12 protein-coding genes and 1 pseudogene are annotated in these 12584 nt (G+C 39.6%); 7 read left to right on the top strand and 6 right to left on the bottom strand.

The window, feature by feature from the left end; genetic code table 11:
* Positions 1-23: 23 nt before the first annotated feature.
* Positions 24-503: an LURP-one-related/scramblase family protein gene (locus ACQKFO_RS09235; RefSeq protein ID WP_427598182.1), complete on the top strand. Its 480-nt coding sequence runs from the start codon at positions 24-26 to the stop codon at positions 501-503.
* A 397-nt stretch (positions 504-900) separates the two neighbouring features.
* Here ACQKFO_RS09235 and ACQKFO_RS09240 read toward each other — a convergent pair whose 3' ends face one another.
* A complete protein-coding gene (locus ACQKFO_RS09240; protein WP_427598184.1) occupies positions 901-1410 on the bottom strand; it encodes an NUDIX hydrolase in 510 nt (169 codons plus the stop codon).
* Positions 1411-1491: 81 nt separating this feature from the next.
* Positions 1492-2037: a hypothetical protein gene (locus ACQKFO_RS09245; protein WP_427598186.1), complete on the bottom strand. Its 546-nt coding sequence runs from the start codon at positions 2035-2037 to the stop codon at positions 1492-1494.
* Between the two features lie 366 nt (positions 2038-2403).
* Between ACQKFO_RS09245 and ACQKFO_RS09250 the strand changes: the two genes are divergently transcribed.
* On the top strand, positions 2404-2895 hold the full coding sequence (locus ACQKFO_RS09250; protein ID WP_427598188.1) for an LURP-one-related/scramblase family protein: 492 nt from the start codon (positions 2404-2406) through the stop codon (positions 2893-2895).
* Between the two features lie 260 nt (positions 2896-3155).
* Here the strand turns inward: ACQKFO_RS09250 and ACQKFO_RS09255 are convergent.
* Positions 3156-4252 (bottom strand): annotated as a pseudogene (locus tag ACQKFO_RS09255) (type I restriction endonuclease).
* Between the two features lie 349 nt (positions 4253-4601).
* Here ACQKFO_RS09255 and ACQKFO_RS09260 point away from each other — a divergent pair.
* On the top strand, positions 4602-5108 hold the full coding sequence (locus ACQKFO_RS09260) for a hypothetical protein (protein WP_427598190.1): 507 nt from the start codon (positions 4602-4604) through the stop codon (positions 5106-5108).
* Entirely contained in the window at positions 5109-7067 is a 1959-nt protein-coding gene (locus tag ACQKFO_RS09265) for an SH3 domain-containing protein (protein WP_427598192.1), read from the top strand.
* A gap of 266 nt (positions 7068-7333) precedes the next feature.
* Here the strand turns inward: ACQKFO_RS09265 and ACQKFO_RS09270 are convergent, their stop codons facing one another.
* Positions 7334-7999 carry an alpha/beta fold hydrolase gene (locus tag ACQKFO_RS09270; RefSeq protein WP_427598883.1) on the bottom strand — a complete coding sequence of 222 codons (666 nt, stop codon included), beginning with the start codon at positions 7997-7999 and terminating at the stop codon, positions 7334-7336.
* Positions 8000-8233: 234 nt separating this feature from the next.
* Positions 8234-9058 carry a nuclease-related domain-containing protein gene (locus ACQKFO_RS09275; protein ID WP_427598194.1) on the bottom strand — a complete coding sequence of 275 codons (825 nt, stop codon included), beginning with the start codon at positions 9056-9058 and terminating at the stop codon, positions 8234-8236.
* Between the two features lie 99 nt (positions 9059-9157).
* Between ACQKFO_RS09275 and ACQKFO_RS09280 the strand changes: the two genes are divergently transcribed.
* A complete protein-coding gene (locus ACQKFO_RS09280) occupies positions 9158-10183 on the top strand; it encodes an HNH endonuclease (protein WP_427598196.1) in 1026 nt (341 codons plus the stop codon).
* Between the two features lie 216 nt (positions 10184-10399).
* Here the strand turns inward: ACQKFO_RS09280 and ACQKFO_RS09285 are convergent, their stop codons facing one another.
* On the bottom strand, positions 10400-10714 hold the full coding sequence (locus tag ACQKFO_RS09285) for a helix-turn-helix domain-containing protein (RefSeq protein ID WP_427598198.1): 315 nt from the start codon (positions 10712-10714) through the stop codon (positions 10400-10402).
* 506 nt (positions 10715-11220) lie between these two features.
* Between ACQKFO_RS09285 and ACQKFO_RS09290 the strand changes: the two genes are divergently transcribed.
* Together ACQKFO_RS09290 and ACQKFO_RS09295 are read left to right on the top strand one after the other, a co-directional pair.
* A complete protein-coding gene (locus ACQKFO_RS09290) occupies positions 11221-11544 on the top strand; it encodes a nucleoside triphosphate pyrophosphohydrolase (RefSeq protein ID WP_427598200.1) in 324 nt (107 codons plus the stop codon).
* Positions 11545-11610: 66 nt separating this feature from the next.
* Positions 11611-12477: a phosphorothioated DNA-binding restriction endonuclease gene (locus ACQKFO_RS09295; RefSeq protein ID WP_427598202.1), complete on the top strand. Its 867-nt coding sequence runs from the start codon at positions 11611-11613 to the stop codon at positions 12475-12477.
* Positions 12478-12584 lie beyond the last annotated feature (107 nt).

Raw genomic sequence — 12584 nt, forward strand, 5'->3', positions numbered from 1 at the left:
ACTCAAGAGCGGGAGGCAAAATGATGAGGCAGCTTTATATCAAGCAAAAAGTATTCAGTCTTAGCGGGAAGTTCACGGTAAAGGATCAAGATGAGAAAGATAGATATTATGTGGAGGGAAGCTTTATGAAGGTTCCGAAGACTTTCTCCATTATGGATGCAAGCAGGGATAAAGTAGCACTGATTACGAAGAAGACTTTCAGCTTTTTACCGAAGTTTTTTGTTGCAGTGAATGGTCAAGAGGTAGTAACGATTAAGCGGGAGTGGTCCCTTTTAAAAGCGCGTTATACGATGGATGCGGCAGGTATTGAAGTACAGGGGAATTGGTGGGACATGAATTTTAAAGTGTTACAGCATGGCAGAGTCGTAGGTGAAGTGGGCCAGGAATGGTTCACTTGGGGCGATAGCTATAAGGTTCAAGTAATAGATGAAGAAATGGAAACCATTATGATTGCACTCGTTATTGCGATTGATTGTGCGAAGGCAGATCAAGCATCGGCTTGATCTGGAGCTTCGGGTTAAAGGAAGTGTGGGGATGGTTCCCGTGCTTCTTTTAACTTTCAATCTTTTTCTTCCAAAATACATATCTAGCATTAATGAAAAATAAAGTGCCAAAGAAAAACAAAGCAGTAATCGACCAGCTTGCGATCGCCCAATACTCTCCGTTTAATAGATACCCACTTATTAAATTCACACATACCATCATAGACATTACAACATACATGCCGACTATGTATTTCATTGCAGACACACCTTTCTAGATTGTAGTACATCACCAAGGAGGAAGCATGATGTTTGTTGCACCACATGCTATCGTTCCCATTATAAACCAAATTGTTTGTTCATTACCATAAAAGGATGGGGACGGTTCTCGTGCTTCTTTTAACATCATTAACAAGAATCAGAACCGTCCCGGTGCATCAGTGCCATTGCAAGCCTCATCAAGTATTTCCTGATAAAGCCCGTTCCAATCCTGATAGTATCCTGCGGCTTCACTTGGATTAATAAACAGTCTTTCTATTGACTCATACTTACCCTGAAATTTATGTAATTGGTCAATGTCCATTCGGTAAAAAACTTGATATCCTATTTGAGGGTAAGGACTATTTTGATCCCAGATGGGGTTTTCTCGATGGTCAACAATGATGTGACCTAAAAGGGAGAGGCTTCCTGAAACGTACCCTTCTTCATAGGTCTCACGTTTCAGACATTCTTCAGTGGTCTCTTCTTTCTCGATATGACCTCCAGGAAAGTCCCACCCTCGATGATTTAAGTTAACCAATAATAATTGATCTTCCTTGAAACAAAATCCATGAACGCTGGTTATCCGTTCTCTTGGAGGGAGCTCTTTATCAGCACACCAGGTTAATTTTACTTTTGCTTCTCCCCAATTCACATATGTAGTCGTCATTCATTCTCTCTCCTTTAGACGAATCATTTTTATGCCTTCCAATACATTTCTCTTTTCTCATTTAAGCTCATGGATCGCTCCTTACTCCAAACTCCGTGAATAATGATTCTTCACCCAATATGTCAACGAGCCATCCTGCTCGATACGATAACGAAGATCTGCTTTCTGCAATCCTTCAACCATCAGTGGACGTAACTCACTCATCTTTCGATTACTTTCTTCTATATAAGTAGATAGTATTTCAGAATGATAGGTATTGGCATTTGCTGATGATACGAGATAGTCGACGGCTGCCTGTTTGATGACATACAGTTCGATGGTTTTGTTGTGAAGCTCCTTGAAATCGTGGGGAGGATCGAGATCGATGAGCTTTTGGTAATTTTGAGTGAGAATCATATCGGTTTCGTTGATGTCGAGTGTAAGGGATGAAAGGTTTCCGTTAGCAGCGTTGATCTTGGTCAGCAGCTGTTTGAAGCTTTGGTCATTGGAGCTGAAGTATTGCTCTCGCTCTTGAAGGTAACCCCGTATTTTCTGTTCCGAGTGGATGGTGATCTCGTTGTAGAGCTTCATTGGTAAGCCGCTCGCAAACAAGGCAATAAGGATGAAGCCGATGACGCCCCATGACATTTAGGAGCTTTCTTGTTCTTCGGCCGGTAACGATCATCATTCCAGTAGTCTCTTTCAGGTATGGGCATATGTTATTCCTCGTTTCATTTGATGCTAGTAGGATACTCCTTACATGTTACCATAATATTACATAAATACACATGGAAATCGAAGAGGTAGGAGGGGTGAAATGTAGGAAATCGATTTTGAGTATTTAATCGTAGGAGATTGAAACAGCTATTCGAACCACTTCCATTATAGTAAGGGAGCTTCATAGCGGATGAACCGATGCCGTTAGCTGAGTGATAAAAACGAATGCACCATAATGGAACCAAATCCCATCTCAAACGTAAATAAAATAAAGACTCAAGAGCGGGAGGCAAAATCATGAGGCAACTTTATATCAAACAAAAGGTATTCAGCCTAAGTGGGAAGTTCACGGTAAAGGACCAAGAGGAGAAGGACCGATATTATGTGGAGGGAAGCTTTATGAAGGTTCCGAAGACTTTCTCCATTATGAATGCAAGCAGGGATGAAGTAGCGCTCATCACGAAGAAAACGTTCAGCTTTTTACCGACGTTTTTAGTTGAGGTGAATGGGCAAGAGGTATTAACGATCAAGAAGGAGCTCTCCTTCTTAAAAGCACGCTATACGATTGATGCGGCAGGCATTGAAGTGCAGGGGAATTGGTGGGATATGCAGTTTCAGGTGTTGGAGCATGGCAACGTTGTCGGCGAAGTGGGCAAGGAGTGGTTCACTTGGGGCGACAGTTACAGGGTGAACGTAATGAATGAAGAGATGGAAACGATGATGATTGCTCTTGTTATTGCGATTGATTGTGTGAAGGCGGATGAAGCGGCTGCTTCTTCAGTTAATTGAGAGTGTAAAATGGAAAAGCACGGGGACGTAACTGACGCTTCATATGATGATGCATCAATTACGTCCCAATATACTTTTGGGGATATTTACCCGATAAGGAAATCTAGGATTTACTTTCAATATTAGTGATTGCTTCTGGAAAAAATACTAAGAGTTGTTCTTTAAAATGACAACTATCAGATTCTTATGCATTATATTATTTATCTTGTGTAGAACAAAATGCATTAATAGATATTGTTGATGATACCTGTTGTCTCTTTTCATTTACTGGGAATCGACTCAAACTGCCCAGCTACCGCCAAGATCTCTTCTTTATAATCCAGTAGGTCGTTCACTGAATCTATTTTAATATTCGTCCGTTTTTCATCATTCAATTGGATGTATTTAGTCAGGCCATTGAATCCCAATCTACAGATCCATTTTCGTATGTTGTCGTCTAACAGTACGTTGAAATAGCTTTTGTTGTCCCGATAAAACACTCTTGAAGGATCCACTTTTTCTTTCAGGATCAGTTTAATTAGGACATACCCTTCAATTTCTTCTTCGGTTGTTTGAATCTCTTCATTTGCATTTTTCTCTGCAGATCCTTTTTCCTTTTCTGCATCCATGTCTGAATCAGCGCCTGCTGCTTCTGTATTTTCACTTGAGGAGATCAATGCTTTCTGCAGCTTATCATTCACTTTTTCATTCACATACTGCTGGAGAGATTTTTTCACTAAATCCCTGAAGTTATCAATGACTTTCTTCGTTTTCATCCCTTGATAGACTTCATTGATGACTACTTTAATGAAGTCTTCAGAAGGTTCTTCCCATTGATGGTGGAGATATTGTTTTATTTCTCCTGTGTATTTAAGCTCAGAGGCGGTGGTCAAGACATTTACAATATTAAAATCATTCTTCCTGAACTTAGCGATTTCAAAGATATCTGCATCTTTCAACTCAAGCATATTAATGACAAAGAAGGGCTTCTGATCCATCCTGTTTTGTTCCTCTAAATCTGTGAAGAATTTATACTCGATTCCGTTTGTCAATATGGCGAACTTTGCTTTCGTCGTTCCAAAGTATCTGAATAGCTGGGAGTCATGCTTTGTCAGCATTTCGTTGACACTTTTTGCTTCAATCAGGATGACGGGTTCATTGTTCTGCATGAGGGCATAATCAATCTTCTCACCCTTTTTGATGCCAACGTCAGCTATGTACTCAGGCACCAGTTCCTCCGGGTTAAAAACATCATAGCCTAGGATTTGGATCAGGGCATGATCAACGACGTTTTCGTGGCTTCTTCCGTATGGATGTTCACTCTTATCCTTTCAATGCAGCTGGATAAGTTCTTGATTTGCTGCTTGAATTCTTCCATTTCGCTTCACCTCTACTAAATTTTTATTTACCAAATTATTCACATTATATGTAAGGTTTATAGAATTATTAGAGTTATTTGGGTACATTAGGGTATTTATTTCAAGCTGAGTATTACACCCACTCCCTAAAGTTAAATGAAGTGTTTTACAACTATTTTTGGTAGGACTTTAAAAATACTGTAGTGTAAAGGTTAAATTTAGTCTTGTTACCACTTTTATGTAAATTTATAATGGTACTATATTCATAGGATAAGAGGTGCAGAAAAAATGGGGATGTACGAGTCTCAGTTATTGAATACACTTTATGCAAATGATTCTATTATCACTTCAGGAATGGAGGCTTTTCATTTGAAGGAGAACTTGCTCAGAGGGACAACTTTATCTGACGGAAATGGAAATGTGGTTTTTGAAACAATTCCAAATGCGGCAGGAGGGGAAACGGTCAGCTTTTCCAATGGGGAAACCGGTCATGTTTCAGAAAACATTTATGGAGGAACAACCTTGGACATGCAGGGTATCGATAATGACATTGTTGGGAGACCATCTATTTTTGGTGGGGAAAATTATTATCAAGGAGGGGAACATATCGGCTCCATTGAACCTAACTTTATGGGAGATGGCTTCGATTTTACTGGTTCTTCCGGTGGAACGGTCTTCACAACATCTTCGGATATCTTTGGAGGGACACAGATAGATTTTTCTTCACCAATAGTAGATTATGGCGCTGGTTGGCAGGCGTATGATCTAAACAATCATTTTAGTGACATTGATACCATTTCTTCGCAAGTTTCTGCAGCGGACCTAGGTTCGGTAACGGATGGTATGGATGCATTAAACTTTATGGATCTGTTCTAAATGGCAGTTAGACAGCTTGATTCCTATTTTATTAATGCCAGCTACGAGTACCATCAAATTGCACAGGATCTGAAGCATGTGTTGAATAATGGTGTTTCTGAAGAAGTCATTGCATTCGTTCAAGTAAAAACAAACGAAGCGATGGAACAGGTCTGGGGCATATTGCATTCAAGGTATGAGGATTTGAGAGTTTTGGAAGATTCTATGCCTGATAAACCTACTAAAGAAGATCAATCGAATTATTTAAAAGAGTTCTTCAGGCTCACTGATCCCGGAAGAGTATCCCACGATTTGAAAGAAGCTTTAAAATTCACATCCATCGAAAGCGACTATTTGAACTTCGTAAATGAGATGTCAGGGCAGGAGTTCGGAGAAGTATTCAATCGATATACCTATCCTTCTCATTTCTTTAATGGGTTAAAAATGGCGATTGTTTATCACATTGACCAGCTTACCGCAGCCCTTAAGGAGTACGCGGAGATGATTGGAAAACACGCGATTATTCTCGGTACCCTTAACAAAGGGAAAAGGGATAAAGCGTTCATCAAAGGCGGAGCATCACTTCTTGGGATGTTAGTTGGAATTCCTTTTGCAGGTGCCGGTGTTGGTGCTTTGATGGGAGGCAACGACGAATCACAAATTAATGATTCATTGAACAAGGTGTTTAATAATTGGAATACATATATTGATCAGTTTAATAAATTCATCAATTCATTGGAAGAAAACTATCGCCTTGCCATGATGACCATCTACGGAGGAACGATCATTCGTGTCAGTGATCAATTTCAAGCCATGGAATTTACTTTTGCAGAAATGTCCCTGCTCGAGTATCGATATTACTTAACATTGACCGATAAAGAAAAAAGAGAAACTAGAGAGTGGATGGAAGAAACAACCGAAGGAGTCACAGAATTAATCAAGAGAAAAAGCTGGAAGGAAGCGCTAAGTGTATCCCAAAAGCTCTATCACATTGTTAAACAACGGCCCATTACATCAAGAATCGAGTTTCATGATGGAAAATCGGGTTTATACTCAGCTCATCTATACTATTATTCGAGCTATCAAGAAGCTCTATTAGAAGAATATAAGAATGGTCAGGTAGACAGCTTCTATACTATGGCTAAAAAACTTTATAATGAATTGCCCCTTCTCGTCCAGGATAAAGATATAGAGAAGAATTTTTCTACTTCTGCTCACCTGCTTTTACGCTTTATTAAAGAGGCATTGAAAAGGAAAGAAACTGAAGATCTCAAAGTAACTTTAGAGTACTTTCAGAGGGTCGAGAAAAGAGTTGAGAAAGAAGGGCACTATATTGGAGAATTACCTGGATCGATAAAGGATTTTTCCCAGCAGTTTAAAGCATATTTATTAATAGAGAAATTTTTAGAAGAGGTTTATTCTATTGGTGATTCAAATGCAGATCAAGATGAACCAATTGTACAGCTCTCAAGAAAAAGTTTGAAGGAATTAAAAAGCATTGATGATGAAATTGGAATCCGGGATGAGCTGTCTACATATATAAAAAAAGAATATATCAAATCTATTCTGATGCCTTGGCGAGGTGTTTCTTTCACCTGGTTGAAGAAAAATAAGAAAAGGTCAGCAGGTATCCTATTAATAATTGCATTACTTCTTTCTGGTGCGACATTTGGAAATGAATTGCTTAACTCTAGTAAAAATGTGTTTGGAAAATTCACTTGGCCATTCTCATCAGAAGCATCCACACAAAAAGAAGAACAGAGCCTCATATACATGCAAATCACATCTGAATTCGGCAATATTCGTTCAGAACCCTCCTTGACCAGTCATGTAGTGTATAATGCGGATTCATCAGATAAATTGAAGTTTCAAAACGAGGAACGGAAGGATCAAGATGGTCGTACATGGTATAAAGTTCAAACAGCTGATGGCAGCCAGGGATGGATCAGCAGTAAGATTACTAAGAAGTTGGAAGAATAGTCATTGAGGCACTCCGTTTTTTAGGGAGGGTCTTTAAACTTGGTTTTAAGAAAGCAGCAGCTTACGCGCGTCGTAAGCTGCTGCTTTCTTTCTTAGCTAATGGAATAACTTCCTTTACATCCAACCCCCTAAATATAGAAATTCGGGGTCAGTCCCCCGGCTCACTAATTCGTTAGTGTGCCGGGGGACTAACCCCGTGCTTATTTTTTTCAAGGGGACAAATCCCTTTCTAACATAACGGGCTCAGAGACCTGTCCATCTGGCCCCTACGCAATACTACTAATAAAGTCCAGAATACTTCGGTTAAACATCGAAGGGTTTTCCCTGTTGGCTAAGTGTCCGCAGTTTGGAATGATTTCTGGTGTGATAAGGTTGTTCAACGATGATAGATGGTGAACCGAATCTACTTCATGTATTTCGTTTCCGCCATTTATGAGTAGTGTAGGGATGGTTAACTTTTTTATTTGGTCATCAGATACTTCCGGATAATGATAAGTGAAACACTTCACCACCCTGTGTAATGTAGTTTCCCAACGGGGGCCATGGTGAAGAAGGTAGTCTTTCGCTACTTCAGGTGCTTCTGCTTTGATGTTATGTAAAAAATGATATTGTTTTTCCATGATGGCGTTCATTTCTTCGGGGATGCTTGGAACATAGCCTGTCAAGACAATGCCTTTTGTCAATTCGGGATATCTGATTGCTGCATGCAGGGCAAAACTGGCTCCCATTGAAAGTCCAATCAAGATACCGGGCTCTCTTTTTCTGAGTTCACTTATAAGCCACTCAAGTGTATGCTCGAAAAAGGGATCATCAGCATCACGGCTATTCTGACCGTGTCCCGGCAAATCAATTGGAATAACAGTGAATTCCTCACGTAAAGCACCTAATTGCTCCTTGAAATGCATTTCTCCCGTTCCCATTAAACCATGAATTAAATAAACATTTTAAACCATGAATTAAATAAACATTCTTCGTCACTTTCTTCACTCTCCTCATTCGTATATACCGCATGTACTAAGTTTAAAGAGTAAAGCTATTGTTGATAATGAGCCTGAGGTGGACTTTTGTGTAGGTCTTAAGGCTTATGGGAGGAGAGGGATATGTCCTTGGCTTTGTCTGTAAGGTATATGTGAACCCTCTCTTGCTAGATTGATAAAAAGACAGTTCTATTTTCCAATACTCCTCTGATGTTCATAACAATAAACCTTCCCTTTAAACGTAGGATTCGATAAACAATAAGCCCTAACCTTATTAGAAACAGATTTATTGCAAACCTCACATGTAGAGGAGGAACTGGTCTTTTTTACAGATTTATTCAATGCTCGTTTATGCTCTTCTCTAACGGTCTGGTCAAGGATATTGGCATTAACGATGGCTTGATTAATGGTCAAGATATCACTCTCATTTAAAAGAGGTTCTTTATGCTGGATCTTCAACACCGATTCTTTCCGATGGATAAACTCCGACAACTCGATGTCATATACAATCAGTTCGTTAGAAGCGATCTTACGGTAATCCGGGTCTACTTTAAATGTAGAGCGCTTTGTAAAAGAAACCATGGAAACAAATAGGTTGTGGTACTTCTCATCAATTAATGAAGAGAGTGCTTTCATATGCCCATAGTTTTGTACAAAAGGATTCATCATTTTGAACTTTCCATTAACCAGCCATGTGTTCCGATCTTTCCCACCATATATGGTACCCTGGTAGTTTTTTGTCTCAATGACAAAGATAGCGTAAGGAGTGATCACCACATGGTCAATTTGGGAATAGCCGGACTTAGCTTTTGGATTGGGTATAAGGAGATCGCTTAGATGGCGATACGTCCTCGGGAGCTGATCGAGTTGAATATCGATTTTGTATTCTCCTAGTTCTCCTTTTCTTGTGGCAATTTGTTCACTGGTCCTTTTAGGTGTTGGTGGTGAAGAACTAGTAACTTGTTTTGGTTTGGACTCACTCTTCTTCTTTAAAAAGTTTAGGAATAATAGCATGAATTTCTCCTTGGTGGTTTGATATACTTAGTATCGTACTCGCAGGTGGGAATTTTAACCACTATTTAAATTTAGAATAAATAATCTAGGAGGCAACTAATGGCCACTCCCATCACCATCAACAAAAATAACCAACTATTATATGAAGCTAATAATATTCAAGAAGCTGGTGAATACCTCGCTAATCACCTCAATATAAAGAAGTCAAAATGCTATGATCCCATCGAAAGGGGATATGTGTACAATATTCCCTACCATTTCGAAGAGGACGAGTATCGTTTTATAGCGCCACCAAAGATTGCCGCTAATCGTCGCCAGGAACTAGAAGACAGAGACCATAAGAATGCACGTCGTATCTGGCTGGTGCCAGCGAATCCAAATGAATATGACTTAGAGAGAGCCTTCACTCATTATGAAGCTCTGGACTGGAAACGTTCCTTCAACTATGAAAATGGTGATATCTTATTTTTGTATGTTTCAGGGAGTGTTAGAAAGGTCAGGTATAAGGTCGAAGTAATAGAGGGTTTGGTTCAAACGGATGATACTATCTATGATCAGTCGTTTTGGGTGGATCAAGAGAAGTATGATCAATCCATTGGTGGGGATAAGACACGTGTCCGTTTGGTGGATGTGGTTGATACGGATGATTTATCTCTTTATCAATTAAGGGAGCATGGATTGAAAGGGAATATTCAGGGTTCTATGAAACTTACTGGTGAGCTCCGTGACTATATCATGCCGTTCTTTCATAAGGATTTGTCAGCTGAGGTTTATCCTGACGAAGTGCCGGAAATGTGGGAAGGAGAACGTAGAACGATTACTGTTAATTCATATGAACGTAATCCTCTTGCCCGTAAGCAGTGCATGGATCATTATGGTGCCGAGTGCCAAGTATGTAAAATGAACTTTGAAGATACATATGGGGAAGTGGGGAGAGATTTCATTCATGTCCACCACATTACACCCCTTCATGAAATTCAGAAAGGATATCAGGTAAATCCGATAGAAGATCTTATTCCTGTGTGTCCGAATTGTCATGCGATGCTTCATAGGAAAGAGGATGGAGTGTATTTAACGGTGGAGGAATTGAAAGAGCGTCTTAAAATAATAGAAGGTATTCTATAAGTAAAAAAAGCTGTGGCTTACCCTCGACGTAAGCCACAGCTTTCTTTTTTCACCAACCTTATAACTTCCTTCACATCAGACCCTCTAAATATAGAAGTCTTACTATCATTCTCCGTAAAATAGATTTCCCCATAGGCGTTCTTATCATCGAACCCAACAATCATAAAATTGTAAACCTGCTTACCCTTCAATAAAACAAATTCCTGCTTTTTAATCTCAATCACCTCTATAGTATAAATCGGAGTCTTGCTGTTTTAATGCAGAAGATTTATTGTCTTTATGTTTCTTTACGTTCTCCCACACTTCTTCATTTAAGCGGTCCACGCTGATCCCCAATGCTATTGCAATTTTCGATAGGGTATAGGATTCAGGGGTTCGTTTGCCGCGTTCAATATTGCTTATCGTGGTTCTAGCCAGACCTGCTTTTTCTTCCAGTTCTGTCTGAGTATAGCCCATTTCATCTCTTCTTAATCGTAGTAAAATGGATATGTATTTCCCGTATAATTGCCGTTCTGTCAATGGCTTATCCAATGCTTTGACCCCTTTTACAACCATTATCAAATGGTGAAAAATGGCTTGGAACGGACAAGTCGTCAACTTATTACAATAAATGGTATTTATTAAAAGTTATTTCTCCATTTGCATCTTTATGTAAGGAAAATAAAGGGCATAAAATGAGGACTCCTCTTGCTAAATCCCAAATTTAACTAAATAATAGGAATATACTGTTAGACGAAAGGCTGACGAAGATTATCGTATATGAAGCTACTAAACAAGAATTTCTGGAAGACGTTTTTCATGATGAATTAGTCAATAATATATGCAGTAATTACACGTCGAAGATTTGAAAGATCAATGAGCGGGAGGTTCGCTCTTGGGATAATTGGATGAATTATATGTATCGTGTCCCAAGTAAATAAGATTCCTAGGGTGGGGAAAAAGGAGAGGCCACTTACTAAGAGGCTTATCTTGTTTAAAAATCATCCCTATTAAAATGTTGAAAAAATAGATAATAAAATCCACAGGAGGTCATCAGCATGCCAACCTATAACAAGTTAGTCCGGGATAAAATTCCACAAATCATTAAAAGTAGTGGTAAGGAGTTTTCAAAAAAGATCCTTAACGATGAAGACTACATAAAGTATTTAAAAGAAAAAGCTTATGAGGAACTTGATGAATACTGTGGGGCTGAAGAGGATGGAGAAGCGGTTGAAGAACTTGCTGATCTGTTGGAGGTGATTAGGACTTTGGCTAAGCAGCATGGGGCTACTATTGAAGAAGTAGATGCAGTGCGGAAAGATAAGGCTATGAAGCGCGGGGGATTCCATGAGAAGGTGTTTTTGTTTGAGGTAGAGGATTGATTCATTGTAAGGTTTAACCTATTTAGTATATAGAAAGAAATAAATCTCTATGAGTGGTGGAAAACGATGAACAGCTTTGAGTTAAAGAAAAGAATTAATAACTTGTCCATATGGAAGAAAGGGGACCAGAGAGCGCCCCATAAGCCATTGTTGATCTTGTTTGCTTTGGGACACCTACAAGCAGATAAACCCAGATTCATAAGTTATGAGGTTACAAGGGAGAAGCTGACGGAGCTGCTGAGGGAATTTGGCCCACTCAGGAAATCCTATCATCCTGAAGAACCTTTTGTACGGTTGATGAGAGACGGGATATGGCTTCTGGATAAAGATGCGAATGCAAAGAGTCCGAGTAATCGTCAGTTACTTACCGAGAAAGTTGCCGGGGGATTCACCCCGGAAGTTTATCATCTTCTAAAAAATGACCCCAGGCTGGTCCAGGAGATTGCCCATATTATACTGGATAGTCATTTTCCAGAAACAATCCACCAAGAAATCCTGGATGCGGTTGGGTTGGATTTCACCGTTTATACGAAAAGGAAGAGGGACCCGAAATTCAGGGAGAAAATTTTAAGGGCTTACGGGTACAGTTGTGCTATTTGCGGCTTTAATTTAAGACTAGCCCACACACTCGTCGGAGTCGAAGCAGCCCATATTAAATGGCATCAAGCCGGTGGTCCGGATACAGAAGAAAACGGGATTGCCTTATGTTCCTTGCACCACAAGCTATTTGACAGAGGAGTGTTCACTTTGACTCCTGAGCGAAAAATGGTTGTGTCTCAGGATGCACATGGGACTCATGGGTTTGAAGAGTGGCTGATGAGGTTTAATGGGAAGGCAGTTCGGGAGCCGATTCAGTCGTACTATTATCCGGATCATTCGTTTTTAGATTGGCATGTTAGGGAGGTTTTTAAAGGACTGCAATACGGAATATAAAGCTGGCACAAAACAGAATAGGTCCATCCCTTAGTAAACTAGAGTATTATGGGAAGGGCGCCTTTTTTAAAATGAAAGTTTTTGTTCTCTTGTATAAAAGTACAATA

The organism is Rossellomorea sp. NPDC071047 (genome assembly GCF_050270195.1).
Taxonomy (GTDB): domain Bacteria; phylum Bacillota; class Bacilli; order Bacillales; family Bacillaceae_B; genus Rossellomorea.

Excerpts from the sequence above, each read along its gene's own strand:
- ACQKFO_RS09275 (WP_427598194.1), bottom strand. The coding sequence starts at position 9,058 with ATGCTATTATTCCTAAACTTTTTAAAGAAGAAGAGTGAGTCCAAACCA.
- ACQKFO_RS09295 (WP_427598202.1), top strand. The coding sequence starts at position 11,611 with ATGAACAGCTTTGAGTTAAAGAAAAGAATTAATAACTTGTCCATATGG.
- ACQKFO_RS09235 (WP_427598182.1), top strand. The coding sequence starts at position 24 with ATGAGGCAGCTTTATATCAAGCAAAAAGTATTCAGTCTTAGCGGGAAG.
- ACQKFO_RS09280 (WP_427598196.1), top strand. The coding sequence starts at position 9,158 with ATGGCCACTCCCATCACCATCAACAAAAATAACCAACTATTATATGAA.
- ACQKFO_RS09290 (WP_427598200.1), top strand. The coding sequence starts at position 11,221 with ATGCCAACCTATAACAAGTTAGTCCGGGATAAAATTCCACAAATCATT.
- ACQKFO_RS09245 (WP_427598186.1), bottom strand. The coding sequence starts at position 2,037 with ATGTCATGGGGCGTCATCGGCTTCATCCTTATTGCCTTGTTTGCGAGC.
- ACQKFO_RS09250 (WP_427598188.1), top strand. The coding sequence starts at position 2,404 with ATGAGGCAACTTTATATCAAACAAAAGGTATTCAGCCTAAGTGGGAAG.
- ACQKFO_RS09240 (WP_427598184.1), bottom strand. The coding sequence starts at position 1,410 with ATGACGACTACATATGTGAATTGGGGAGAAGCAAAAGTAAAATTAACC.
- ACQKFO_RS09265 (WP_427598192.1), top strand. The coding sequence starts at position 5,109 with ATGGCAGTTAGACAGCTTGATTCCTATTTTATTAATGCCAGCTACGAG.